Source organism: Paenibacillus alba, from assembly GCF_013204855.1.
Classification (GTDB): Bacteria; Bacillota; Bacilli; order Paenibacillales; family NBRC-103111; genus Paenibacillus_E; species Paenibacillus_E alba.
On record NZ_JABMKZ010000065.1, the window covers coordinates 1 to 26,559 of the forward strand.

The 26,559-nt window shown below is 41.4% G+C and carries 15 protein-coding genes, 12 tRNA genes, 1 rRNA gene and 1 pseudogene; 3 read left to right on the top strand and 26 right to left on the bottom strand.

Translation table 11 applies throughout. The annotated features are described in order from the left end of the window. Together HQN90_RS36875 and HQN90_RS36880 are read right to left on the bottom strand one after the other, a co-directional pair. On the bottom strand, nucleotides 1-6,469 hold a 6,469-nt coding region (locus HQN90_RS36875), incomplete at its 3' end, for an alpha/beta fold hydrolase (RefSeq protein ID WP_173227813.1). 23 nt (nucleotides 6,470-6,492) lie between these two features. Further along, on the bottom strand, nucleotides 6,493-7,221 hold the full coding sequence (locus HQN90_RS36880) for a hypothetical protein (RefSeq protein ID WP_173227814.1): 729 nt from the start codon (nucleotides 7,219-7,221) through the stop codon (nucleotides 6,493-6,495). Between the two features lie 148 nt (nucleotides 7,222-7,369). Between HQN90_RS36880 and HQN90_RS36885 the strand changes: the two genes are divergently transcribed. Further along, complete coding sequence (locus HQN90_RS36885; RefSeq protein ID WP_246363012.1) at nucleotides 7,370-7,804, top strand: lactococcin 972 family bacteriocin; 435 nt, start codon at nucleotides 7,370-7,372, stop codon at nucleotides 7,802-7,804. A gap of 201 nt (nucleotides 7,805-8,005) precedes the next feature. Next, a complete protein-coding gene (locus HQN90_RS36890; protein WP_173227815.1) occupies nucleotides 8,006-8,308 on the top strand; it encodes a hypothetical protein in 303 nt (100 codons plus the stop codon). A 670-nt stretch (nucleotides 8,309-8,978) separates the two neighbouring features. Here HQN90_RS36890 and HQN90_RS36895 read toward each other — a convergent pair. The 3 genes from HQN90_RS36895 to HQN90_RS36905 all read right to left on the bottom strand — a co-directional run bounded on the left by HQN90_RS36895 (nucleotide 8,979) and on the right by HQN90_RS36905 (nucleotide 13,070). Next, entirely contained in the window at nucleotides 8,979-10,409 is a 1,431-nt protein-coding gene (locus tag HQN90_RS36895) for an IS110 family transposase (protein WP_173227825.1), read from the bottom strand. 621 nt (nucleotides 10,410-11,030) lie between these two features. Beyond that, the gene (locus HQN90_RS36900) at nucleotides 11,031-12,707 is read right to left on the bottom strand and encodes a M56 family metallopeptidase (protein ID WP_173227816.1); all 1,677 of its coding nucleotides are present in this window, start codon (nucleotides 12,705-12,707) and stop codon (nucleotides 11,031-11,033) included. 9 nt (nucleotides 12,708-12,716) lie between these two features. Further along, the gene (locus HQN90_RS36905; RefSeq protein ID WP_246363015.1) at nucleotides 12,717-13,070 is read right to left on the bottom strand and encodes a BlaI/MecI/CopY family transcriptional regulator; all 354 of its coding nucleotides are present in this window, start codon (nucleotides 13,068-13,070) and stop codon (nucleotides 12,717-12,719) included. A 390-nt stretch (nucleotides 13,071-13,460) separates the two neighbouring features. On the opposite strand from HQN90_RS36905, the pseudogene HQN90_RS40155 reads away from it, so the two are divergent. After that, nucleotides 13,461-13,929, top strand: a pseudogene (locus HQN90_RS40155) (IS110 family transposase); the annotation flags it as partial. Between the two features lie 51 nt (nucleotides 13,930-13,980). Here the strand turns inward: HQN90_RS40155 and HQN90_RS36910 are convergent. The 21 genes from HQN90_RS36910 to rrf form a co-directional block, all read right to left on the bottom strand. Continuing rightward, on the bottom strand, nucleotides 13,981-14,337 hold the full coding sequence (locus HQN90_RS36910) for a helix-turn-helix transcriptional regulator (protein WP_173227818.1): 357 nt from the start codon (nucleotides 14,335-14,337) through the stop codon (nucleotides 13,981-13,983). Between the two features lie 183 nt (nucleotides 14,338-14,520). After that, on the bottom strand, nucleotides 14,521-16,350 hold the full coding sequence (gene glmS, locus HQN90_RS36915) for a glutamine--fructose-6-phosphate transaminase (isomerizing) (RefSeq protein ID WP_173227819.1): 1,830 nt from the start codon (nucleotides 16,348-16,350) through the stop codon (nucleotides 14,521-14,523). 475 nt (nucleotides 16,351-16,825) lie between these two features. Beyond that, complete coding sequence (glmM, locus tag HQN90_RS36920) at nucleotides 16,826-18,166, bottom strand: phosphoglucosamine mutase (protein ID WP_173227820.1); 1,341 nt, start codon at nucleotides 18,164-18,166, stop codon at nucleotides 16,826-16,828. A gap of 30 nt (nucleotides 18,167-18,196) precedes the next feature. Further along, on the bottom strand, nucleotides 18,197-19,495 hold the full coding sequence (locus tag HQN90_RS36925; RefSeq protein ID WP_173227821.1) for a CdaR family protein: 1,299 nt from the start codon (nucleotides 19,493-19,495) through the stop codon (nucleotides 18,197-18,199). After that, nucleotides 19,488-20,303, bottom strand: coding sequence for a diadenylate cyclase CdaA (cdaA, locus tag HQN90_RS36930; protein WP_079420540.1), 816 nt, complete (start codon nucleotides 20,301-20,303; stop codon nucleotides 19,488-19,490). The genes HQN90_RS36925 and cdaA overlap by 8 nt, the downstream gene beginning before the upstream one ends. A 179-nt stretch (nucleotides 20,304-20,482) precedes the next feature. After that, nucleotides 20,483-21,091 (bottom strand): zf-HC2 domain-containing protein, encoded by a 609-nt coding sequence (locus HQN90_RS36935; RefSeq protein ID WP_338042439.1) that lies wholly within the window; start codon nucleotides 21,089-21,091, stop codon nucleotides 20,483-20,485. A gap of 66 nt (nucleotides 21,092-21,157) precedes the next feature. Continuing rightward, nucleotides 21,158-21,754 carry an RNA polymerase sigma factor SigW gene (sigW, locus tag HQN90_RS36940; RefSeq protein WP_173227822.1) on the bottom strand — a complete coding sequence of 199 codons (597 nt, stop codon included), beginning with the start codon at nucleotides 21,752-21,754 and terminating at the stop codon, nucleotides 21,158-21,160. Between the two features lie 508 nt (nucleotides 21,755-22,262). Beyond that, the gene (gene ppc, locus HQN90_RS36945) at nucleotides 22,263-25,049 is read right to left on the bottom strand and encodes a phosphoenolpyruvate carboxylase (protein WP_173227823.1); all 2,787 of its coding nucleotides are present in this window, start codon (nucleotides 25,047-25,049) and stop codon (nucleotides 22,263-22,265) included. Between the two features lie 237 nt (nucleotides 25,050-25,286). After that, nucleotides 25,287-25,357: transfer RNA gene (locus tag HQN90_RS36950), tRNA-Gly, on the bottom strand. A 15-nt stretch (nucleotides 25,358-25,372) separates the two neighbouring features. After that, a tRNA-Pro gene (locus HQN90_RS36955) sits at nucleotides 25,373-25,449 on the bottom strand. Nucleotides 25,450-25,475: 26 nt separating this feature from the next. Then, nucleotides 25,476-25,552 (bottom strand) — tRNA-Arg (locus tag HQN90_RS36960). Between the two features lie 8 nt (nucleotides 25,553-25,560). Beyond that, a tRNA-Gly gene (locus HQN90_RS36965) sits at nucleotides 25,561-25,635 on the bottom strand. 39 nt (nucleotides 25,636-25,674) lie between these two features. Then, nucleotides 25,675-25,754: transfer RNA gene (locus HQN90_RS36970), tRNA-Leu, on the bottom strand. 75 nt (nucleotides 25,755-25,829) lie between these two features. After that, a tRNA-Lys gene (locus HQN90_RS36975) sits at nucleotides 25,830-25,905 on the bottom strand. A 20-nt stretch (nucleotides 25,906-25,925) separates the two neighbouring features. Further along, nucleotides 25,926-25,997: transfer RNA gene (locus tag HQN90_RS36980), tRNA-Gln, on the bottom strand. Between the two features lie 10 nt (nucleotides 25,998-26,007). After that, nucleotides 26,008-26,080 (bottom strand) — tRNA-Thr (locus tag HQN90_RS36985). A 13-nt stretch (nucleotides 26,081-26,093) separates the two neighbouring features. After that, nucleotides 26,094-26,169: transfer RNA gene (locus tag HQN90_RS36990), tRNA-Val, on the bottom strand. 26 nt (nucleotides 26,170-26,195) lie between these two features. Beyond that, nucleotides 26,196-26,270, bottom strand: a tRNA-Glu gene (locus HQN90_RS36995). 13 nt (nucleotides 26,271-26,283) lie between these two features. Beyond that, nucleotides 26,284-26,359 (bottom strand) — tRNA-Thr (locus HQN90_RS37000). 2 nt (nucleotides 26,360-26,361) lie between these two features. After that, a tRNA-Asn gene (locus HQN90_RS37005) sits at nucleotides 26,362-26,437 on the bottom strand. Nucleotides 26,438-26,442: 5 nt separating this feature from the next. Beyond that, nucleotides 26,443-26,559, bottom strand: a 5S ribosomal RNA gene (gene rrf, locus HQN90_RS37010).

Consider the following 26,559-nt stretch of genomic DNA (forward strand, 5'->3'; position numbering starts at 1 on the left):
GTCCATCCATTGCTGCTGCTGCACTTGTAATTCCACTAAGCCCACTCACTTGCACTGGTGTAGACACGTTGATTGTACTTCCGTTACCTATTTGTCCCACATTGTTAGAGCCCCATGCCCAAACCGTGCCATCGTTTTTCACTGCAAGCGTGTGGCTGCCCCCAGGTGCTATGCTTGCCACATTATTAATGCCAATCTGTACTGGTGTTGGCACATTGACCGTACTTCCGTTACCTAATTGTCCTACATTGTTAGAACCCCATGCCCAGACCGTGCCATCCGCCTTAATTGCAAAATTCGTACTTCCTTTTGCATAAATCTGCTTCACACCACTCAACCCGCTTATTTGAGTCGGTACGTATGCTGTTTGCTTCGAACCATTACCCAGTTCTCCACTGTCATTGGAGCCCCACGCCCAGACCGTACCATCGCTTTTCAGTGCTAGCGTATGAAGGCTCCCAGCTGCCACCGCCAACACCCCACTGATGTACCATACTTGTTTTGGAGCACCTTCAATACCTATAGTACCTATGCCAATTTGTCCCCAGTTATTGAGGCCCCACGCCCAAACGGTACCATCATTTTTCAGTGCCACCGTATGACTGTCACCGGCTGCTACCATCTGAATATCGCTCAACCCCCTTATTACCTGCACTGGTAACAACCGATTCGTCGAGCTTGCGTCCCCTAACTGACTGGATCCATTGTAACCCCATGTCCAGACCGTATTATCACTCTTAACTGCAACTACATGGTCACTTCCTGCTGCAATAGCTTCTATAGAACTTATATTTACAATGTCAATTGATGTCGACTCCATATTCGTTGACCCATCGCCCAATTGACCAGTACTATTATCTCCCCAACTTAATATCTGCCCATTAGTTGAAGGAAACAACGCATAACTACTATGATTACCCACTAATACATTTGGGAAATCAGTATTAAATTGTATGACTTCACTTGGTATAGATAGATTACCAGCCTCATCTTCACCAATAATACTGTAACTGTAAGAGGTATGGGGAGAAAGATCGTTTAATTTAAAAGAGTTTTCAATTGTTGTACCAACTAGATTTTCTCCAGAATATACATAATACTTAGTAACCGCAACGTTATCACTTCCTGACCAATGAAGCCAGTAGCTTGATGCCCACCTTCCCCCTGCAACAGGCGTACTTAAAAGATCAGAAGGCTGGTTGGGCGATGTTTTATCAATTTTAACAATTTCTTTGGATTCGGAACTGATATTATTGGCATTATCAATTGTTCTTGCATAGATTGGTATCTCACCTTCTTGACTTACCGTAATGGGTGAAGAGTAGTCAGTCCATTTACCTTCATTGCCTATTTTAAATTGGCTTTTTTGAGCACCACTTAAATTATCTGCTCCATTATAAAGATCGAACGTCACATCTTGATTTGTCCACTTTGTTGTACTAAGTGAAATTAAAGGTTCATGAGGAGGAGTCTTATCGATTAGAATTGTAATTTTTGTTTCTGCACCTATATTACCGGCATTATCAACAATACGTGCATATATAGTAGTTATTCCTTCTATGCCATAGGAAACTCCCTCGGTGGCAGAAGAAACTATAGAAGAATAATCCTTCCACTCTCCCTGATCACCTATTTTATATTGATATTTTTGAATACCACTAAGATTATCTGTTCCGGATGATAATATAAAAGTAATGTCATAATTAACCCAATCTAGAGAACTTGCCATTATTGATGGAATAGTAGGAGCAGTTCTATCAATTAAGATTACTGTATGTGCCTCAATACTAATATTACCCGCGTTATCAATGGTACGTGCAAAGATATCCGTTTGTCCTTCAAAAGTAACAGTGAGGGCTGAAGAATAGTCATTCCACATTCCATTTGCACCAATTTTGTATTGTGTTTTTTGAATAGCACTATCGTTATCCACTCCGTCGGTAATCGTAAAAGATACATCCGTATTGGACCAATTATTATTGCTTAGATTGATCAAAGGTTGCGATGGACTTGTTTTATCAATATAAACGGTGGCACTTGCTTCAGAGCTTATATTACCAGCGCCATCTATAGTTCTTGCATATATCGGGGTTTTCCCCTCATCAGATATAGTTACTTGCGAGTTGTAATCTGTCCAAGTTCCATTAGATCCTAGCTTATACTGGCTTTTTTGTACACCACTGGTATTATCTGTTCCGTTAATTATTATAAAAGTCGCATTTCCATTCGTCCAACCTGGAGGTGTGTAGTTAATTGTTGGTTGAGAGGGTGCTGTTTTGTCTATTTTAATATCTAATTTATTTGAATTTATATTTCGGTTCTTATCAAAAGCTCTGATTTGAACTGGGTAAATCCCATCTTGATTAAAAATTACAGGAGTACTGTAATTTGAATACGTATTTCCATCAAGAGTGTACTGAACCTTGTATACACTAGAGTCATTATCTAGAGCATTAATAGTTAAACCAACGTCGGAAGAAAACCAACCGCTGTTTCCACTTGTTCCTGAAATATTATATGTTATTTCTGGGGCTATCTCATCCATGCTTTGTTGCTCGTTTAAAACAACGCTAGGTTGAACAATTCGATCCACGATTCCATCGCCATTATCATCTACATTTAAGTGAACATTGCTATTAATATCTGTATTTGAAGTAATGATCGTGTTTGGAGTTAATTGAACATTATCAAATCTAATTGTTTTCACAATTTTGTCGTTTCCATCGAACTCCTGAAGAGTATAGATCATAGCTCCTTGACCAGTGCCCAATAACTTGACTGAGTAATTACCTTTATTCACAAACAAAGCTTTTTTATCATCCGATTGATAGTAACTTGATCCAGGTATTTGTTGTTCAGTTAAATCACCATTTAAACCCAGGTGATTTCCATTGCTATCATATAAGTTTGGAGCAACAGGACATTCAAACAACAATTTATATCTATTCTGATTATCAATAGTATGGCGTTTTATATATGTATTATCATCATAGGTTGTATCATTGAGTAAAGCACCAACTTGTTTATATACATTATAATTGTTTGGTAAATCAGAATGCGCAACAGTAGTAAACCACGCTCTATCATTATATCTATTCCCAACAGTTGCACTCCTTATTGGAACTGTTCCATCTCCATTAGTTGGTTCCTGATCTGTTATACTCGCATCAACCGCTCCCCCCTCTACTGCGATCTTAGCTTTTACCAATCCTATCGTCGCTTGGTCATCGCCAATAATCATATATAATTTAGTTCTAATAGAGTCTAAGGTTCCAACAATATTTAATCTTTGATGAAAGCTCTCCGCATTATCTAACAATGCTGCATTAACGTAGTATTTATTTAAATCTGCTTCTTTAAGAAATGCTTTGTTTTTGTCATTAGTATTAAGGAGTTCTTTGCTTGTGTAATAAAATCCATCTCCAGTATTTGTCCCATATTGTTTTTTTATATAACTATATCCACCATTAATATAATCGGATGTTGGTAACAATTCGTATGCTGATTTCATATTAATTGCAAATGGTTGTATATAGAAAGAGAGAATCTTATTGCTAAATAAATCATATTTTTGGGCCGGCAATCCATAATCGATAAGATTATATCCATTTAACAGAAAATTCCCAGTATAAAGAGTATAGAGGAATTTTGGTGCTCCTAAATATGGAGTGCCTAGTGTTATTAATCTATTAACTTTCCCATTCGCGTCTGGATACTTAGAAATATAACGTGTTGCAACTAGTCCCCCCATGCTGTGGGCAACTAAGCTGACCTGATCTTCACCAGTTTCATCTAGAGCATCATTAATAAAGTTATTTAATTTATCTGCAGTTTCTTCATTATCTAATCTAAAGTCATAAGGAAAATACTTAACGATATAACCAGAATTCTGTAAATTATAGTATATTTGATCATAAAATCCAGTTTGCTTGTCAGCATTAAATATTAAACTATCACTTGCTTGAACTCTGCCTGGATATTTGGGTTCCCCCGTATTATTGAGAGCGAGTGCATCAAAATCATGAGCTAATAAGGTTATACCACTCGGCTCTGGGGACCATGCCCTTTCATTATCCCTCGTGTCATCTAAAGTGGAGGCAGCCATACCAGGAATTAAGATAACTAAAGAATTATTTGTAGTATCTACTACCTGCTGTTGAGTGAAGCTATCTTGTCTAACTCCACTTTCATCAATAGCTGTCACACTAATTAGATAACGTGTTTGTAAGGATAATCCTTTAAACTTGTAAAAGTTATTACTTGTACTCACAGATTCAATTTTATTATCTCGGTCAAATAAACTTACTGTATATTTTGTAGCATTATTCACAGAATTCCATGATAGATTAATTGATCGAGATTTAGGTGATACACTTAATGAAGGAGACTCTAACCGAGATTGATTAACATAATAAGCATCAGACTCACTTGCCCCTACGTTTCCCGCTAAGTCTTGCGCAGTGATATAAAATTTATAATAACCGTAATTTCGTGGTGTCCAACTAAATGGATTCGAGTTAGTAGTAAAATTGTCTACCCAGGTCCAGTTGTTGCTACCATCTAACCGCTTTACTGTTACATTAATCTTTTGAATTTCCTCACTTTTATAGATATTCACTTTAATTGGTAAATCAACGGTGCCTGCTTCAGAAGGAAGCGAAGTGGAGATAGTTGGAGGAATAAGATCTTTTGTTACAACTGTAACTCCCCAGAATTCTGATTTATGACAACCGTATCCGACAATGGGGTCATCAAAGCAAAAAGCATATTTAATCGAATATGCTCCCAAACTGTAGGGAGTCCATGAATAGGAGATTTTTGCATTCTTAGATAAGTCCACACCATTAATACCATCCGTACGTTGTTCCGAAAAAATTTTCTTTCCAAATGCATCAAATACTCCAATGTAAACATCTTTAATTCTATCCTCAATGCGAAGTGAGGTAGTGACAGGATCTCCTACAAAAGAAATGAAATCATCCGTGGGAGTTTTATCAAGAATTGCGATTTGGATCGGATTATCTCCATAGACAGATCCAGAAACTGTTCCATAAACATCCATAGTTACTTGACGGCTATACTTTTCATCAACTGACTGCAACGGGGCAATTAACCCATACCCAAAATGGTTTTTATCACCCAAAGAATACGCCGATTGTAATAATGCTATTCGGACTTGTTTAGCACTCCAATCAGGGTGGGCTGACCATATTGCCGCAGCAGCACCTGTAACATATGCGGTTGCAAACGATGTCCCTGAATTCTTTGTGTATGTGTTATTCAAATCTGTTGTATATATATTTGAACCTGGGGCTACAAGCTCAATCTTTTCCCCAAAATTTGAAAAGGTTGACCTTGTTAAATCAAAATTTATTGCGCCAACAGCTATAGATTGAGGATACTTAGCGGGATATCTAATATTAGAATCTCCTGAGTTACCTACTGAAGCTGTGATTAAGATACCTGCATCCCAAGCCTTATTGATAGCTTCTTGGAGAGCTTGACTATTTTCAGAACCAACTAAACTTATATTAATTATGTTCATTTTATTTGCTATTGCCCAATCAATTGCTGAGATGACCTGACTATAAGATCCTTGTCCTTGGGAATCACTCGCTTTTAATGCAAATATTCGTGCAGCAGGAGCAAGTCCCTTTATCCCCACACCATTTACTTTCGCACCAATAATACCAGCTATTTTTGTCCCATGGCCATTATCATCTTGGTAACTATCCCCAATAAATGAGGCTCCACCAATAATTTGTAAATCTTGATTGTTTAAATCAATTCCTGTATCAATAATTGCTATATTTATCCCATTACCAAGTATATTCCTATTATATAGTGCATCCCCATTTAAGGTATCATACCCCCAAGTCGTGATATCACTAGTATAAGTCACCTCTGCAATAGTCATAGAATGATCTGCTTCAATGTACTCTACATCTTGATCTTGTTGATATTGCTGATATTCTTTATTGGTTAAATTAATTAGAATATGATCCAAACTTTTTAATTCTTTAAAATTTTTGCTACTATTCCAACTAAATGACTTAGATGCTTGTGTTCTGATATTATTGATAGCTTTCTGTTTTCCTATCTTACTTTTATATTTAACAATATATTTTCGAGTATCGGCATTTACCTCAAAATATGTTGAATCTATAACACTAGGAACAGGCAAATATGTAATATATGATACCGAATTGGGCATCACTTGTTCTAGATTTGTAACCAGCAATTGATTTTCAGTATTAACACTTTTGTTTTGCACAGGCCCCAATAGTAAATCATCATCACCTCTCTCACTTGTTTCTTCATTACTATTTTTATTTATTGCTAGTTTATTATCATCTAAGTTTTCTGCTTGTTGCCCTTGAAACAAATTTGATGATATTGCGAAAATAGGACTACAAGTGTTCAAAATTGTTAAAACTATTAATAAAAGTATTAGCGTTCTTTTTTTCACTGTTTATTACCCCAATTCCTTTTTCATTTTATATTTTGAGATACTTGAATTTTCTTTATTAGTTGCTCCTTTGGTAATTTTAAATCCGTCCTTGTATACAATGTGATATTCAAATAATTATTATCTGTCGTATAGTAATAAAAACTAATCTCCGAAAACCTTAAATAATTTAATATAGTTGCTACTCCTAAGCATTTCTCAATAAACGCCTCATTTGATAGATTTTCACTACCTTCGTTCCACTTGATTACTGCGTTCATAGATGTCGGTCTTATATTACTACTAATCATTTCGGTAAAATTCATCGAGAGATAGTATGATTCCATATTCTTAGACTCATTACTATAACTACTATTTCCACCAATAAAGTTTATCGTAGTATTGCTAAATTGGATAATAGGAGAAATCATTTGATTAACGACATTTGCCCCTTCAATTTTAAACTTTTGATCCAACAGATTCTCAAAAACTACTTCTCCTTTATCGTTTAATTCGATCCAAAATTTAATTATCATCCCATTTATTTCTGCTGTTACAGGAACATTGTAATCCAAACCAAATAATGAAGAACCAGGGGAAAACAATAGTTTTTCTGGACTAGATATTTGAAATGAAATAAAATTATATTTATTTTGCAAATTCTTAAACACAATTTTTTTTACCCGATGATGATCCCAAAGTACATGTATAACAAACATCAAAGCAATTAATAGTAAAAAAACAATAATAGTTATTTTTTTTTTTATATTCATTTCTCATCACCTTTCGATGTAACACCCACGGAATATTTTTTTTATTCCACGGAGTTACATAAAACTCTTTAAAATTACTTTATTCGATAAAATACAACACTATTGTTTTCATTGTATAGGCAAACTTAATCAAATGCATTAAGAGAAATTGTTATATTTTGCTGTTTTATGTCGAAAACAACTAATATTGTATAAGTATTATTTAATATGGGTTATAGAAGGAGTAGCAGGCGTAGTTGCGGCAATGACTCTAGCAATGGGGACCCAAGCTATGCCCTCAACTGGAAATCAGACACATGGTCAGATGGAATTAAGCAACTCTAACGTATCTCCGTTTTCTGTAGTTAATGTTGGTGGCGGTACTTGGGATTATGGCACAGGTGCTAGTGGTTCTCAAAAGCATTGCTGGTCCCACTATAATCATCCGGATAATTACCATTCTTCAACAGCTAAGGTCGGAACTAGTATTGACAAGAAGTATGCGAATGCAGGTAGTTATTCATTAGCAGATGTATATGGTCCACAAGGCCAAACTGGATATGCCTATTGGGACAACGAAGCAGTACCGCCTTCAGGTAGCTAATAACATCGATTGACAATCAACTCCCGTACGCTACTTTGAGTAAAGTACGGAAGTTGTGTCTTCTGTAAGAGATGGCGGAATGCTTGAATATAAGGGAGGGGAACGGGAGAATTGAAAAAGATATTATCGTGTTTACTATTGTTTATTTTCGCGGTCTTTTTTCTATTGTCTTACAATCAAACTAATAGGAATGAATTGGATATGATGGAGACAGTAGGTGAGGTGATTTCAAGAAAGTTAAATATTACTAACAATGGGGTTTTCACTTCACCAGATGATTTTTACCCAATCTTACTTGAAACGGCCATCGAAATAAGGGTAAATATTTTCAGAACAAACATCGATTACATTGTAGATGACGGAGTTCAAATTCATAAGTGCGTGCTACTGACAGACAATATCCAATTATTTTCTTCCCTGCGTTTAAAAAGCGGCAAGTTTCTAACTGCAAAAGATACTCAACATGGTAATTATTTCCTATCAAATGTAAATTCTGTAGATTAAAATCAAGTCGGCATTATTAATAGTTTTGGAAATAATTATTTATTTGAAATGAAATTGCTATGATTTGCTTATACACGTCTTCCAGTAGAAGGTCAGTACCTTGTAGAGTCATCTGAGGAACAATACAACGAATTTATTGAACGTATCATCCAAAAAGCAAAAAACTATATGACGAAAAGACACTTCTTACCCCTGAAGATTTTAAGTATCAATCTTATAATTCTGGTTAAATCGAAATCAAAGAAGAATTCTTAACATATATCAAATATTTGATTTTTATCATCACGATTATTATACTCATCTATTATGTTTTTAACGAATCCAAACGGATTGGTGTAATGAAATGCACAGGGGATCATTAGATCGTAGCTCTTGTTCAGTCCGCTCATGCCGTCCCCGAGCTGGCCGAAATTGTCGTCGCCCCACGTCCAGATGTCCAGAGATAATAAAGTATTAGACTGACCTTGCCCATTTGATGCGGATTTTCAGCTTTTCAGCCCTGAAAAACCTTTACCATCATGTTCGTTTCAGTGAATTGAGTCTAATGTAGTGTAGCGCTTAGAGAAATGTAAATGAGCCCATCACCGTAATTTGGAATCTTCTTATTTCCAATTTTACATGGTAATGGGCTATTTATGTTCAATGTAAGGCAGTGTAAGATAGTGGTCGTTCATAAGACATCGTCATCAGCTAACTCATCTGCTTGGCGTTCGTAATTTTCTAAGTTAGCTGGGATCTTTAACCTTACTTTATTGCTATCAAGGATTACTCCCATTTTGCTCGCATGTTTGAACGGATCATACGGTTCGTTATTTTTAAGGCATGAGTATAAAACCTGGGCAATCTTACCGCATACATGTCCTATTGCCTTTCTCTTCGCCATTCCTCGATCAACTAATCGCTTATAGTAAACGCGGAAACTGTTTTCACTGATTTTTGGCGATATTAGCAGTAAGGTCATTAAGAATAGAACTCTGCGCGTATCCCTAACACCCTCGTATGTTTGCCTACTCTTAAAAACAGATGTGCCTGAGATTTTATTCTCCGCGGCTACACCAAGGTACTTTTTAAGCTCTAAATAAGTTGAGAAACGTTCAATATCACCAATAGCTCCAATAAATGTACAGGCCATAGATTCACTCATGATAGGGAAGGACATCAGTATCTTTGTATAAGGATGAGGTTTATATCCTTTTTCCTTATCACCATAAAGCAGGGAAGCTATCTGTTTATCCATGCTTTTTATCGCTTCATCTATACGCAAAGCTTCTTCAATTAGCCACGTTTGCCGTTCAGCTAGGTGTGGAATGTTCAATGCTAATGTGTTGGGTAACAGCTCTGCCAAGGTCGTAGAGGCTTTCGTAGCAGTAGTTTTTGCACCAATAGTTATTAGAGTTTGCCTAAGTTCATCCTGAGTTACCTTGGCCATTTCTTGCGCTGTAGGATACTTCAGAGCTAATTTGAGGACACTCAACGCACCTGTCTTTTTAAAAGCTCGTTTAAGTTCAGGATTGGTTACAGAAAATAATTGCTGGACTTGATTCTTACGTCTCGTTAATTGAGTAGTAAGTAACCAGCGATCCCTAGTTAATGTACGGTATAAAACCTGCTCTGCACTTGCAGGACGAACTATTCGCACCGAACGCATATCAGGATGAAGGGTTTTGTGCCATCCCATATAGGCCATGATTCTAGCATCAATTTCATCGGATTTTTCATTTAGTCCTAGCTGGCGTTCACGAAAATCCTTTACAGCTTTATTCTCAACCTGATATATAGAATAGCCTCGATCTAATAGAACTCTAACAACTAAATATGAATAATGGCCACCCGTTGGTTCCAGTAATATAAAGAAATCTTGGGGTTTATACCCGAATTGTGCTTGAATATCTTCCAAAGCATTGATAAATTTTGTAATCCCTTGGCTATCCGAGTTAAACTTCATTGTTTTACTGCGTTTCCATTCTTTTTCACTGCGGAACTTTTCAAAGGGAATGCAAGCAGCAACATGGAAATCCGAACCGATATCAATTCCAACATAGAAGGGATAGAAGACTCTAGAGTTGTCTTGACCTTCATTAATGCTCATATTCGTAAGCATAGAATTATCCAACTTATGATCACCTATTCGAATCATTTGCACCAGATTAACCAAGTTTTCTTAAGAGCTCCGCAATGGGCCCAATGTAGCATGTCAGGTTTTGATTCGGTGCTGTACCCATAATAAACTGAGAGGTCGAGAATCCGCCTCAATAACTTTAAAGGGCTTCTGTTAAGTTCTTTCGACGGAAGGAAACAATTTCCTCCTTCATCTGTTATGTTCTTTGATTTTCTACGCAAAAAAACCTGTCATTTCGACAGGTTGAATAATCATCAAATGTGCAGCGCCAAAAACATGGAGCGCCTCATTTCTGTTAAAGAAGTCCAGGAGGATGTCCTGCCGGCTCCAAACCTATTCTGGGCGGTTGTTCCCTGAGAGGTCACTGCACAATTATATATACGCCTATTGAGGGCTAATTCCTTCTAATACGGTACCAGTTACCACAAATACTTTATAGAAGTCTTTCCAAGCTCCACATTAGACTCAGAGGTTAACTGGTACTAAGGTATTTTAGAACGTTGCTCAAAAGTGTTAAAAGCCTATTTAAAGTTTCAAAAATGAATAGACGCCGATCACTTAGACCGACGTCGATTGGTACTTCATAAAGGACGGTAAACCACCTTATTTCGTCACGATAAAGTTAGGTAGATTTTTTTCAAGATACTTAATTCTTTCCGAATAATCTTGTTCTGCATGAGTTTCCGAAAGTATATTGTTCGACACTAACAAGTCATAAAATGATTTCAGCATCTGGGCTGATATAGCGGAAGTAATCATCATTCTTTGACCGTCGATCAGAACAGAAGATATTTTTTCAGGCTGTACAAGTTCAATCTGTACGCCGTTCCTGTCGATTATGAAATACATCTCCTTCACATTTTCAAACACTAAATGTTTTACTTTTGCCCCGTTTGCCAAGCGACTCTGAACTTCTTTCATTGAATAGCCCGGAATCGGATCATTGATCAGCAGCCATTTTGCAAATTCTTTTGCATCGACTTCATTTGTATCATATTTTTTCCAAACCGCACCATTATTTTTGCTTATCTGTACTGTATTATCCATCATGACACGAAGATATATTTCGTTGTCCAAATAAACTGCACGATATTTTGAAGCCATTAGGCTGTCTATCAACTTCGGTACATCATATTTCTTGTTGAATGTTAAATCGTGCGGCATTATATCTGTAATGGTGGCACCTTGAGATAATGCGGGCACTAAATCTGTAGTGATGGGACCATGAGATAATGCGGGTACTATTTCGGCTGAAGGTTCGTCTGTAGGATTGTTGACACCCGTAGAAGCTTCCGTTTTGTCCAATGCAGAAGTCGCAAAGATGATAACGACACTTGCTACAAGCCCAATAGCGAGCAGCATCGTGGCGATCGTGATTTTCTTGGTTTTCATGATCGATATTATCCTTTCTTCGGTTGAGTTTTTGGAAAAGCTACTAATCATCGGCGACAACCCGATTTTCTTTTCTTCCAAACGTACAAGTGCCCTAGCATAAGTAGGTTTCGTGTTTTCCCCAAATTTCCGTATGACTGTTTCATCACAGAATAGCTCGATATCGCGATTGGCAAGGATATTCATGATCCATACTAAAGGGTTGAACCAATGGACGCATACGCTAGCGGCAAGAATCCATTTTTTGAGTATGTCGAATCGCTTGATGTGCGTAAATTCGTGAGTCAGGATGAGCTCAAGTTGTTCCTCATCGTTATAATCTAAATTTTTCGGCAAGAGCACAACAGGCCGAAAAATACCGTATGTAAGCGGAGTTGAAATATGATCCAGTTGCCTGATTTGAACATCTCGCCGTAACAAATTTGAATGCTGCCATTTTTTTATAAAATCGTTTCCAATAGGCACAGCCATTTTGTAGAATTTGCGATATCTTAAATGCGGAATGATAAAATATAAAGCACATAACGTAAAACCAATGAACCACACCCATACAATTGGCGATATTGGTGAAGTCGTCTCCAATGGCATCATTGGCGCGGTCAAATGTTCTGTAATTGGCGGCATGATTACCGTAGTTCCATTAACAATTGTTGAACTTTCTGGCGTGGAAATCAATTTTGACGTTGAAAACATTCTGCTTAAATGATCCGCTGCCGTAAAAATGCTAAATTGCGATTGAACTGAAACAGGTACAAGCAATTGAACTAATGCCACACTCCAAAGAAACATAAAGGTCATTTTCGGCAACTTGTGAATAAGCAAGGAACGCAAGAAAATAACTGCAAGAATAAAGACAGAGGCCGAGATACTTATATAAAGCAACGACATTCCCTCACCTCATTCCATGCTATCGATAAGACGTTTCAAGCGGCTAATTTCTTCTGCAGACAGTCGTTTCTGTCCCAACAATGAAGCAATCAGTCTGTCGGGGGCGCCATCGTACATTTTATTGATCAGTTCCGTTGTTTCATGTTCTTGAGCCTGCTCTCGTGTAATAACTGCATGGCAAACGAAATTAGGCTCATACCGCTCGATCGCCCCTTTATCAAGGCATCTCTTGATGATGGTATACGTTGTTGTTTTACTCCAGCCTACTTTTTCTTTTGCAATTTCTGCAATTCTCTTTGCGGGGGTATCGCCTTCTTTCCACAAGATTTCCATAATATTAAGCTCACTATCGAATAACTTCATAACCAAAAGAAAACACCTCATTCGCATATATTCTACTGCTGTAGAATCACATATTATTATTCTACTAAAGTAGAATATATTTGTCGATAGAGTCGTAGAATTTTATTTCACCACTTCCCCATGTAGCCCTTCTTGATTGCCCTTAATATTCGAAAAAAACGCCGATTATTCGACGCCATCCATCACGTATTGTGACAAAACTGCCCCGTGAGTGAAACAAAAAGAACGCTCCCGCGCCTTAGCTTGGGCTACGTTCTCCTCATTATATTCCACTTCCAATCACCCATTAAAGAAAGTACGCGGGTAGCATGTAGTGCTTAAACAGGGGGGCTTATCTTAACCTAAGCACTAAGAAAATACTTTATTTTCTTTTTACACCTGTGGAACGATGTACTCGTAAATCCTCATCTAATCAAAAAGAACAAAGAAAACCGCGACAATACACGTTCTAAAAGTGACAAGAAGGATGCCCTTGTCATTACAGACATGGTGAAAAACGGCTACTTTCCCCTGTCCGTTTTCATTCCGCAGAATATGAAGAACTACGCGTCCTGATGGCAAATCGAGAAACGGTTGTTAAATGACTTGTAAGGGTAAATCAGATCCACCGCTAGGTAGACATTGTGTTCCTTGAACTTAGAAAAGTTTCTAAATTTTAACTTGCAAGGATGCATTGGTAACCCTTCGCCTGTTTCCTCTCCCCACCGATTTGTGTCAATTAGAGTCCGTTGATGTGATTGCTGGTTAGAAGAAGTCCATGGAACGGCATTCAGTTGTGCGTAGGGCTAAATTGCTCATTGAACTGGCCAAACGAACTGTTGGTTCCAAGCAGGCAACACACGCCTACAACCTCCATCTTGACCCCTAAATTCCTATAAGAAATACCAATGCAATCTGAAAACTCGATTTATTAATATCTCCCAATCTTCAACTCCATAAAAAGCATAATCTCCTCCATGTCACTTTCCGAAAGTAAATTGAATAGTTCTAATACCTTTAACTCTTTTTCATTTATCGCTGTTTGAAATAAATCTATATTAAGTACGTTATTTTCTTCGTTAGTCACCTCTCCTTGGATCAACCAATTTAAATTAGTTTTAAAAACCTTGTAAATGGATATAACAGTCTCTATGGAGGGATTATATTTATCCTTTTCAATCTCACTTAGTGTCGCTTGAGAAATGCCAATTAATTTTGAAAATTCGATCTGATTTAAACGATTTGTTTTTCGAATTACTCTAATTCTATCACCTAGGGAAGGGTGCATACTTTTCTCCTTTCAATTTAAAAAAGAAAGTCCCGATGCATATTCTACATCGGGACTTTTCTCTCAGAGGTCGTTTTCCAATATTCTTTACTACTTTCCGACTATCTTTACTGCTCTCCAACATTCTTTACTACTTTCCAACTTTTTTACATAGGGACAAACACTTTATTATAAAGTTATTTATTACTCCACAGTCACACTCTTCGCCAAATTACGCGGCTTATCCACATCATTCCCACGAGCCAACGAGGCATAATAGGACAGCAATTGCAGAGGGATAACAGCCAAAGCAGGAGATAGAACATCCAGTGTCTTAGGAATGATGAAAGTGCTGTCTACAGACTTCTGCAGCTCCATTTCGCCTTCCACCGCAATCCCTAACACATTGGCGCCGCGCGCTTTAACTTCTTTAATGTTGCTCACCGTTTTCTCCAGCAGCTCATGCTGGGTAGCCAATGCAATAACCGGAATCTCATCTTCGATTAGTGCCAGTGTACCATGCTTCAGTTCGCCCGCAGGGTAAGCCTCCGAGTGAATGTACGAAATCTCTTTGAGCTTCAAGGAGCCTTCCAAAGCAACCGCATAATCCAAACCTCGACCGATAAAGAAAAGGTTATCGTGCTTCGACATTTCTTCGGCAACTACTTTGAGAGCTTCCGCTTGAGCAAGAATTTCCTCTACTTGAGCAGGCAGCTCTTTCAATGCAGTAATAGCTTCTCGAATCTCATCAGGGCTTTGCGTGCCTAGCGTTTGTGCCAGATGCAAGCCTAGCAAGTAGAAGGCAATCAACTGTGAAGTATAGCCCTTCGTGGATGCTACTGCAATTTCAAGTCCAGCCCACGTTGTGATCACGTCATCAGCTTCCCGTGCGACTGAGCTTCCTACTACATTCGTCACAGCCAGAACATGGGCCCCGCAGCGCTTGGCTTCACGCAGAGCAGCCAGTGTGTCGGCAGTTTCACCGGATTGACTCACAACAATAACAAGGGTGTCCTTGGTAATAATCGGGGAACGGTATCGATATTCAGAGGCAACATCCGTTTCAACGGGGATGCGTGCCATTTTCTCAATAACATATTTCCCAACCATACCTGCATGATAAGCCGTACCACAGGCTACAATATGAACACGGCTAATGTTACGAATCGCATCAGGCGTAATCGTAAGCTCGTTCAGCGTGACCCGACTGCCGTCTGGAGAAATGCGGCTTCCCATCGTATCGCGATACGCTTTGGGTTGATCATAGATTTCTTTCAACATGAAGTGATCAAAACCGGCTTTTTCTGCGGTTACAATGTCCCAATCGACATGAAACATTTCCCTGGAAATAAAATTGCCTTCCAACGTCATTAATTCGACACCTTCGCGTGTCAAAAGAGCCATTTCGCCGTCGTTTAATATGAACACATTCCGTGTGTATTCAAGGATCGCCGGGATATCCGAACCAATAAAGTTCTCGCCTTCGCCGATACCGATAATCAAAGGACTAGCTTGGCGAACGGCTACAAGTCGATCCGGCTCGTATTCTGTCAGTACGCCTAACGCGAATGCGCCTGTCATAAACTTTACGGCTTTTTGAACAGCTTTGAGAATGTCGCCATCATACAGATCAGCGATCAAGTGTGAAATAACTTCCGTATCTGTTTCAGATACAAATTTGTGGCCTTTGGCCGTCAGTTCTTCTTTGAGGCTGATATAGTTCTCAATAATCCCATTATGAACAACAGAAAATTTCAAGGAATTATCTGTGTGCGGGTGAGAATTCACATCGGAAGGCTTGCCATGTGTCGCCCAACGCGTATGCCCGATTCCAACACTTCCGCTCAGTGGAGTCTCCTCCAGCTTGGATTCAAGATTGGCGATGCGCCCTTTGGCTTTCTTAATTTGCAGCCCGTCTGCCGTATATACAGCTACACCTGCAGAGTCATAGCCTCTATATTCGAGCTTTTTGAGCCCTTCCAATAAAATTTCCTGAGAATTCTGCTTTCCAATATAACCAACGATTCCGCACATAGTGTAGTACCTCCATAGTTTTATAAGCCTCTTCAACAAGGGCTATTTTTCAAAGATCCTGATTTTCTTTAAACATTCAACCATTCATCCATAAAAAGACACAACAAAATAAAGCTTATATATAGTCGATCCATAAGTTCATACCTAAATAAAAGGTTGTTGGATACTTGTCAGCCTGGTCGCCCAGACGTTTTTGCTCTCCAACTTAACGGCACTCCTCATGCCGGAAGGTCCCCGCCGAATGTTTCGAACACCTTCACCTCGTCAACTCACCTGCGTAGTAGCAGCTATTCGCTACATTTCCCGTTCCGCTTGCGAGTTCTGGCGCTATTGATATGGGGTCTACCTCAACCCTGCCTTTCCTTCTTGAGTAAATACATCATATTCATTTTAACGTTCATGCGCAACTTATTTTTTCTTGGAAAAACCCCCATTTCGCCGTAGAGCTTGCTAACGAATGGGGGATTCTTAGCAATTATACCAATTGTTCTTGAATCACTTTGGCAATATCATGGACATAAGCTTCGACTTGATCCTTATCAGGGCCTTCGGCCATGACGCGAATCAACGATTCTGTACCCGATGGACGCACTAATACACGGCCATTGTCGCCAAGCTCGTCTTCCACTTTGCGAATAGCTTCTTCAATCACAGCATTATCTTTCAGCTTGCTTTTATCTGCCACACGAATATTAACGAGAAGCTGCGGGAATTTACGCATAATGCCCTTCAGTTCACTTAGCTTACGCCCTGACTCAACAATCGTATTAACCAATTGCAAAGCAGTCAGAATACCATCTCCAGTGGAGATGTAATCCAAGAAAATCACATGACCGGACTGTTCGCCGCCTAAGTTGTAGCCGCCTTTGCGCATTTCTTCCATCACGTAGCGATCGCCTACAGCGGTCTGCATAGCTTTAAGTCCTGCTTTCTCAATCCCTTTGAAAAAGCCGATATTCGCCATCACCGTCGTCACAATCGTGCCGTGGTTCAGCTTGCCTGCGCGATTCAGCGCATCGCCCAGAATGCTAAGGATGAAGTCTCCGTCGACTTCCTCGCCTTTCTCATCAATCGCGATCAGTCGATCCGCATCCCCGTCAAAAGCAAGACCGATGGCTGCGCCATGTTTCACCACTTCTGCGCGAAGATTCTCAGGATGCGTGGAGCCGCAATGGTCGTTGATATTGCGTCCATTCGGCTCAGCGCCGATGGTGATCACTTCCGCTCCCAGCTCGCGGAATACCGTAGGGGCAAGCTCGAAGGCAGAGCCGTTCGCGCAGTCCAGAACGACCTTGTATCCGGCGAAAGACGCGGATACCGTCTCCTTCAAGAACGCCAGATAGGCGAACTTCGCATCTGGCTCATCAGAGACCGTACCGATCTCGCCGCCAACTGGGCGAGGCAGTTCATCTACAGCCGCGTCTAGCAGCTGTTCAATCTCAAGCTCCGTCTCATCAAGCAGCTTGAAGCCGTCACCGCCGAAGAACTTAATCCCATTGTCCTCAACGGGATTATGCGAAGCCGAGATCATAACGCCGGCATCCGCGCCCAGCTTTTTGGTCAAATAGGCAACTGCGGGTGTACTCACGACACCGATGCGAATAACTTCAACGCCAATAGACAGCAATCCGGCTACTAAGGAAGCCTCCAGCATTGGACCTGAAATCCGTGTATCTCTCCCGATCACGACTTTCGGATGCTTGGCTTGTCTAGTTAGGACATAACCGCCGCAGCGGCCTACTTTATAAGCTAATTCCGGTGTAAGTTCGCCATTCGCGACACCTCGTACACCATCTGTACCAAAATATTTCCCCATATCTATATTCTCCTCTTTCTCTATGACCCATTATGGACTTGCTGGACTTGCTGGACTTGCCGGATTTGCCGAACTGCCGGGACTTGCTGAATTTGCTGGTTTTGGTGTTTTCTCACTAATTTCAACGACGGCTTTCACTTCTTGCGGCGTCCCAAGCTTCACATAGGTAGGCAAGTTTAACGTCACCTTCAGCTCGTGCTTCCCAGGCGGTAAATTACTAACATCCAGAATCGCTTGCACGTCCTGCACTTTCATTTGGTCAATGATCGCAGGCGCACCTTCCACGGTAAGATTCAGTTGAGCCGATTCCGGCGTTATTACTTTCGTTAGATAGTTCTCGTTTTGACCAATAATGGTGATCGGCACATTCTCCAAAGCTTTGGTGATGGAAGGGACAATCTCCACGCGCACCGTTACTTTGGCAGGATCCAGTTGTGTTACTTTATTCCTCAAAGGGATGTCCAGTGAATAATCTTTTGTTTCTTTGACATCTTGAACACTCAGCTGCGGTCCTTGGTAGAACTCCAACTTGTCCACGACGTCCTGCGTTCCGTATACCGTCACCTTGTCGGGATTTTGGGTAACCATGGAGATCGCGAACCCTTTGGGCGGTTCCCCGCTAATTTTCAGCTGCAGCGGTATCGTCTGGAACGGACTTGTAATTGGCACTTCCACATCAACAACGGAAGGATTCATATTCACCGTGATTTCCTTACCGTCTTTGTCATAGGCTTGCAGTCGAACCTGCTTCGTAACCGCTGATTGCGCCTTATCCACGGAAACCTCGCCGCGTACATTCTCGATTTGCTCGAGTTTACTCGTCTGCGCCGTAATATATACCTTTGCGGGCTTAACGATCGGCTGGCCGGCTTTGAGCCCAGCTGCTGGCGTCCCTTTTACATTAATAACAACCGGTACTTCTTTCATCTGCAGCTCTTCTATAATGACATGCACCGTTCTGGGCACAACCTGTACTTCAACATCGGATGGAAAGCCTACGGGTTTCAGCGTCAGCTGATGATCCCCTTTGCCAACCTGGGTCATATCAAGCTCAATTTGGTACGTATTACTCGTCGTTACTTTCTTGACGGAAGCTTCTTTCCCCTTCAAAATGATCTGAACATTCGCAGGTGACATGGAAGCAATATGATAATGCGTTTCATCATACTTCGTCGTAATCGCAACGTTATTGATCGTTTCTTCGCGCTCGCGCAAGGGAGAATTACCCGAAAGATTCGTTTCCTCCATATGTACAACGACCCACAGCAGAATCCCGACAACAAGCGCAACAATCCGCACAACATTCGTATTTCTTAACCATTTATCCATTCGAACGGCCCCTCCATTTCAAGAAAGGGTTCTTGTCCTTCGTTTTTGCCTTTGGCTTCAGTTCCTCGAACAATTTAGCAATCAGCGACTCCTCTTTGATATCCCGTATAATATGACCATTCATCGTCAACGAAATCTGTCCGGTTTCTTCCGAAATGATGATGCACATCCCATCGGAAACCTCACTCATCCCAATAGCTGCGCGATGCCTTGTCCCAAGTTCTTTGCTTATAAAAGGATTCTCAGACAGCGGTAAATAACAGCCTGCCGCCATTAACTGGCCCTGACGAATAATCACAGCACCATCGTGGAGCGGCGTATTAGGAATGAAAATATTAATCAACAGCTCTGCGCTGATCTTGCTCTCTATACCAATTCCGGATTCGATATAATCAGTTAGTCCGGTCTCTTTCTCGAAAACGATCAAAGCCCCTATCTTTCTTTTGGCCAAATAATTGGCAGCCCGTATCACTTCATTAATCCGTTTGTTCACGTCTTGGTCTTCTTCGGAAGAAGAACGACTGAACAGCTTCCCGCGGCCTAACTGCTCAAGTGCACGCCTCAGCTCTGGTTGGAAAATAATGATAACGCCCAAAACCCCAAAAGTAAATGTCTGGTTCATCATCCATTGCAGTGTGCTAAGCTTAAACCAAATACTGAACACCCACGTAATAACGACAACAAGAATACCCTTCATCAATTGGATAGCTCTTGTCCCACGCACCAGCAGGATCAGTTTATAAATCACATAGCTAACGATCAGAATATCTACGATATCCTTAGCCGAGATGCTCGTGAGTAAGTCCATTTATTATTCTCCCCCAAGCGACTGATCACAGTGATCTCTCTATATTAGAATCATAACATAAACCTTGTTATACTTCTATTTTTCTCTCCTCACATGACGTTTATGAAACCTCTTTGGTTCATTTTTTCATACAAAAAAGTCCCCCATCAGCTTGCAGCCGAAATGGAAGACATAATAAGTTATCTAGAAAGCATACTAACAAACTCTCCTATTTTATACCAAATCCAACCTAAGGCTTCATCGACTTGTGTAACTTGACCAGAAATATGCGCGGTTGACGCCAGATTGAGCGTACCATCGATCACGATTAAGTTTCCCGTTACATCGCCTTCGACCCTTAGCTTGCCTCGCTGTACAACGAGATCACCCTTTACGGTATGACCCTTTGGCACGATGACCGTATCTCCTTGAATCACAACATCCTGAAGATCATTGCCTTTCACCATTAGGTTCGTGTCGTCATTCCACATGGACATGAAGCTTCCGAACATAACCGTTGCGAAAACAATGGCTACCGAGACAGCAGGATGCTTGCGAATCCATTCCATCCAGGCATTTTTCTTCTTGGCTCGTGGCAGTCCGCTCATGATTTGTGCAGTTAATGTATCCGATGCCTTCACAGGATGCAGCATTCTCACCATCGCGTCCGTTTTCTCCAATTGCTTGAACAAAGCATGACAGGCCTGACAGGATATCAAATGCTCCTTCAATCGCTGAGAATCCGATCCTTGCAAATCACCGTCGAGATATTCATGTATGAGCGGGAGGGCTTCCTTACAATTCATCATTCAGCCACCCCTTTCTTAGACTTTTGCATGTTGTGGTATACCATACGTTTGGGATTCAGATTTGTTTCACATATGAACAGGATTTGTGTTGGCATCTTGCTCCTCCTGCTCTAACCGCTTACGCAAATATTCTCGACCGCGATGAACACGGGTTTTGATCGTTGTAACAGGCATTTCCAGCACATCGGAAATCTCTTGAAGCGACATGTCCTGCAAGTAACGCAGAATCACTACTGATTTATATTTCTCAGGCAATGTATCAATCGCCCTGCGTATCTGTTCCTGGGTCTCGGATACAATGACTTGCTTCTCCGGTGTATCCTCAAGACTAGGGAGCATGGCATAATAATCATTGCCTTCCCCGTCCGGCATCTCAGCGTCAAGCGAGTACGTGTTCTTTCTTCGGCGCAGCCTATCAATACACAGGTTTGTCCCAATGCGAAATATCCACGTCGAGAACTTCTGGTTCTCATCATATCGGTGCAGATTCGTATACACGCGCAGGAACGTCTCCTGTACGGCATCCTCAGCCTCTTGTTTATTATTCAACATACGGTAAGCCAAGTGAAAGATCTTATCCTTATAGAGCTCTACAAGCTCTGCAAAAGCATTTCGATCCCCATTCCTGGCTAATTTGGCCAGACGTGCTTCTACAAAATTCAATTCGATTTCCTCCGGCTTCTCGGCAATTCGATTTCCTACCTATTACATACGCAATTAATTACGTTTTGTTTTCAGAAATAAGGATGCCACCTAGAATTAAACCTATCCCTAACCATTGTAACCCATTCACGAGCTCTCCAATAATAAAATATGCAGCAATTATCGCTACCAACAGCATACCACCATTTCCTTGTACAAAAACAGCAGAAGGACACAACACATACATGACTCGCATTGCCGCGGTAAGCATAATAGCAGAATTCATAAGCGGAGGAAGTGTAGTAACCACATGGCCGGTAAAGAAGAGGAAGATGCTTTACGTCAGAGCTGACAACAGGCCATACATGAACAATGGATAAAAGAGCAATTCCAGGGATTTACCCACGTTTTTTTGTAAAAAGGATCAATAGCCAGAGCAATAAGGACAGGAAAAGCCGAGCTGCCTACGACTTCCGCGGGCCCTCGACTTTATGTTCCTGTCTTTTCTTCTATATGCTTGATTCGTAGATCAACCTGTATTTCTAAGTCCTGCTGCTATTCCGTTAATCGTAAGCAAAACTTCACGCAACAGAATCGCATCGTCTTCATTGTTTTCCCGCAGCGCACGAAGCTCTGTAAGCAGTTCAACCTGCATATAGCTAAGTGGATCTACATAGGGATTGCGCAGACGGATAGATTCTTGAATTACAGGAACATTATCGAGAATTTCTTGCTGCCCGGTAATTTCAAGAATGAGAGATGAGGTCAGCTCATATTCTGCCTTGATTAAGTTGTAGATACGCTCAGCAATGGCTGATTCCTTAACCAAGTTGCCATATTCCTTCGCAATTTGAAGATCTGCTTTGGCCAACGCCATTTGCAAATTATCAATCATTGAACGGAAGAAGGACCACTCTTCGTACATTTCTTTCAACGTCTCTAGGTTAGCAGCGTTTCCTTGATAAAAGCTTTGCAGCCCCGTACCTGCCGCATACCAAGCCGGAAGCAGGTAACGCGTTTGCGTCCAGGAGAACACCCATGGTATCGCACGCAGATCTTCAAATTTATCGCTATTTTTACGCTTCGATGGTCGTGAACCAATGTTCAGCTCGCCAATTTCCGGAAGCGGTGTGGCTTCTTTGAAGAAAGTTAAGAAATCTTCATCGCGGAAAATAAGATCCTGGTACTTCGTTTGGGCTTCCTCCGAAATACCACGCATAATCGTTTCCCACTTCTCTTCAAGTGGGTTTCTTTGCGGAGAACGTGCTAATTTAGACGCTGTTATCAACGCAAAAGTCGCTTGCTCCAAGCTGCGGTAAGCAATGCCTTGCAAAGAATAGCGGGAAGATAACACTTCGCCTTGCTCTGTAATCTTAATGCCGCCACCTAAAGTTTCAACCGGCTGCGCCAGAATGCTGCGGTTCAGAGGCATACCGCCGCGACCAAGTGCTCCGCCACGGCCATGGAAAAATTTCAGCTTCACGCCGAATTTCTTCGCAGCTTCTGTAATGTCTTGGAGCGCCATACGCAGCTCCCAGTTCGCTGTAATCACACCGCCGTCTTTATTGCTGTCTGAGTAGCCCAGCATAATCTCGTGCAGTGGTGCGACAGGATCAAGACTTGCTCTGTAAGCAGGTATTGCCAACAGAGTGCTCATAATGCCAGGAGCCGCATGAAGATCATCAATCGTCTCGAACAATGGAACAGACTGCAGCGTACTTGTCACACTGCCATCGCTCTCTTGGCGATATAGACCCGCCTCTTTCGCGAAAACAACTACTTCCAGCAAATCGCTTGCGCCTTGTGTCATACTGATCAGGTAGCTGTTGATACAATTGCGACCGAATTCCTTCTGTGCGTTGCCGACCGTACGATAAACATCCAAGCATTCCTTCGTATTTTCGGAATAATCCAAGTACGTAGACGTGATCGGCCTAGGATCGTTCAAAACGTCCGTCAAGAGACTGATCTTTTCCTCTTCCGAAAGCTTGCTGTAATCGCTCGTAATGCCCATTTTCGCCAGGATTTCAGTCATCGCATTCTCGTGTTCCTTGCTATGCTGTCTAACATCCAGCGCAGCCAAATGGAAGCCGAACAGCTCAACCTGACGAATCAGCTTCTTCGTATATTTATCCGCTATATAATCAGCGAAATGCGTTCTCAAGCTAGCGTCAATAATTTTCAAATCACTGATAAATTCCTCAGGACTGTTATATTTCTGACTAGTTGGAATATTCGCATTGCCTGTGTTATGCACTTTTTCGATCATATAAGTCGTTTTGATACGATAAGGTTCTTTCTCATTGCGCCATACATCCTGTACATTGCCTAGAGCTTCACGGTCACATTGAATAGAATCAAGAAGGGCGTCGCTCACATTAACGATGCTCTTGCTGAAACTCATATGTTCTAGCGCATCTTTGAGAACTTCTTCATACTTCTGCAAAGCCAATTGACGATGTAATCCCAAGGTCTCCCAAGTTACATTAGCTCTAACGGAAGGATTGCCATCGCGGTCTCCACCGATCCAAGAACCGAATTTCAAGAAAGACGGCACATGCCAAGTATCCTGCGGGTAATATTTATTCAAACAACGCTCAAGCTCATGATAGATTTCCGGAAGAACATCAAATAACGTTTCGTCAAAATAGTACAAACCGTTGCGAACTTCATCAATAACCGTTGGTTTCCGATCACGCAGCTCGTCCGTTTGCCAAAGATTCAGTACTTCGCCTAGCAGCTTTTCACGCAATTGCTCACGCTCGCGGTAAGTCAGCATAGGGTTGTCGAGCTTCATCATTCCGTCGGAAATACGCAAATTAATATCAAGCACTGCTCTGCGCATAGCTTCAGTTGGATGTGCCGTCATCACAAGCTCCAAAGAGATTGCTTTAAGAATTTCTTGCACTTCTTCAAAAGGAATATGGTTGTGCTTCAATTCTTGAACAATACTTTCAATTGAACCTGGTTGTACGGATTCACCTGAAGAACGCTCATAGTCTCTTTTGCGACGAATCCGATGGTTTTGCTCAGCAATATTAACAAGTTGAAAGTAAATAGCAAATGCCCGAATGACTTGATGACGAATCTCTGGGTCCAAAGAAGAGATTGTCTTCTTGAATTCATCATATATTTCGATTACATAGTGGGCTCTTAAAGACTTACTCATCTCACGAATTTTCTCGACAACATCAAGTAGACTATTCCCGCCCTGATGGACCAGAACTTCGCCTAAGATGTGCCCTAAGAAGCGTACGTCCCTGCGCAGCAGGTTATTCGTGGCTTGCTTCTGTTGGCCGATTACATTCTCTAACATAACTCTCCACCTCATCTATTCGCTATGTTGCATTAATGCTTCTCTCTATAAAAGCTACACGATAGAAAAACTCATTTCAGAATATTTTACCACATTCCGCCCGCTGCATATAGTCTAAATATAAAAAAAAGACACAATTTAATGGTGGTAATATATGTCTGATTCCATTGAAAGTAAGCCCATCTTATTTCCTTTATAAAAGAAAAAGACCACCCGAAGGTGATCTTAATTCTGATAAGCGGGCGGCGGGAATCGAACCCGCGCGATCAGCTTGGAAGGCTGAAGTTCTACCATTAAACTACGCCCGCGCGTTATAAAATTGATGGTCGGGACGACACGATTTGAACATGCGACCCCCTGCTCCCAAAGCAGGTGCTCTACCAAGCTGAGCTACGTCCCGAAACCTATGTAACTTTTTAGAAAAAATGGCGCGCCCTGAGAGATTCGAACTCCCGACCTTTTGATTCGTAGTCAAATACTCTATCCAGCTGAGCTAAGGGCGCTTATTAAATGGAGCGGAAGACGGGGATCGAACCCGCGACCCTCGCCTTGGCAAGGCGATGCTCTACCGCTGAGCCACTTCCGCATGGGTACCTCAGGAGTATGAATACTGCTGAGGATTTAATGCGCGTAGAGGGACTTGAACCCCCACGGTCACCCGCTAGATCCTAAGTCTAGTGCGTCTGCCAATTCCGCCATACGCGCGCATGTTAATGCTGGGGCCCCCGAAAAGTAATCGGAATTCCCTTCGAAGCTTTCACTTCACTTTTTGGGGTAAAGTGGTGAGTCATGTAGGATTCGAACCTACGACACCCTGATTAAAAGTCAGGTGCTCTACCAACTGAGCTAATGACTCATAAATTAATGAAGTAAATACTGGGGATCAAGGATTTGAACCTTGGCATGACGGAGTCAAAGTCCGTTGCCTTACCGCTTGGCTAATCCCCAATAAAAAGCATGCCGTCGAGAGGACTTGAACCCCCAACCTACTGATTACAAGTCAGTTGCTCTACCAGTTGAGCTACAACGGCGTATGAAAGTTAATGGTGGAGGCTGACGGGATCGAACCGCCGACCCTCTGCTTGTAAGGCAGATGCTCTCCCAGCTGAGCTAAGCCTCCATGGGATATCAATTGGTGGAAATTGATGGTGACCCGTAGGGGACTCGAACCCCTGTTACCTCCGTGAAAGGGAGGTGTCTTAACCACTTGACCAACGGGCCTTAAAGAAATAACTGGAGCTTCCAACCGGAATCGAACCGGTGACCTCATCCTTACCATGGATGCACTCTACCGACTGAGCTATGGAAGCAATGGCTCCCCGAACAGGACTCGAACCTGTGACAACTCGATTAACAGTCGAGTGCTCTACCAACTGAGCTATCAGGGAATACTGCTTGGCAACGTTCTACTCTCCCAGAACCCTGCGGTTCAAGTACCATCGACGCTGGAGGGCTTAACGGTCGTGTTCGAGATGGGAACGCGTGGGTCCCCTCCGCCATCATCACCAAA

Excerpts from the sequence above, each read along its gene's own strand:
- HQN90_RS36880 (WP_173227814.1), bottom strand. The coding sequence starts at position 7,221 with ATGAATATAAAAAAAAAAATAACTATTATTGTTTTTTTACTATTAATT.
- HQN90_RS36890 (WP_173227815.1), top strand. The coding sequence starts at position 8,006 with ATGATGGAGACAGTAGGTGAGGTGATTTCAAGAAAGTTAAATATTACT.
- HQN90_RS36895 (WP_173227825.1), bottom strand. The coding sequence starts at position 10,409 with ATGCTTACGAATATGAGCATTAATGAAGGTCAAGACAACTCTAGAGTC.
- HQN90_RS36900 (WP_173227816.1), bottom strand. The coding sequence starts at position 12,707 with ATGTCGTTGCTTTATATAAGTATCTCGGCCTCTGTCTTTATTCTTGCA.
- HQN90_RS36905 (WP_246363015.1), bottom strand. The coding sequence starts at position 13,070 with ATGAAGTTATTCGATAGTGAGCTTAATATTATGGAAATCTTGTGGAAA.
- HQN90_RS36910 (WP_173227818.1), bottom strand. The coding sequence starts at position 14,337 with ATGCACCCTTCCCTAGGTGATAGAATTAGAGTAATTCGAAAAACAAAT.
- glmS (WP_173227819.1), bottom strand. The coding sequence starts at position 16,350 with ATGTGCGGAATCGTTGGTTATATTGGAAAGCAGAATTCTCAGGAAATT.
- glmM (WP_173227820.1), bottom strand. The coding sequence starts at position 18,166 with ATGGGGAAATATTTTGGTACAGATGGTGTACGAGGTGTCGCGAATGGC.
- HQN90_RS36925 (WP_173227821.1), bottom strand. The coding sequence starts at position 19,495 with ATGGATAAATGGTTAAGAAATACGAATGTTGTGCGGATTGTTGCGCTT.
- cdaA (WP_079420540.1), bottom strand. The coding sequence starts at position 20,303 with ATGGACTTACTCACGAGCATCTCGGCTAAGGATATCGTAGATATTCTG.
- HQN90_RS36935 (WP_338042439.1), bottom strand. The coding sequence starts at position 21,091 with ATGATGAATTGTAAGGAAGCCCTCCCGCTCATACATGAATATCTCGAC.
- ppc (WP_173227823.1), bottom strand. The coding sequence starts at position 25,049 with ATGTTAGAGAATGTAATCGGCCAACAGAAGCAAGCCACGAATAACCTG.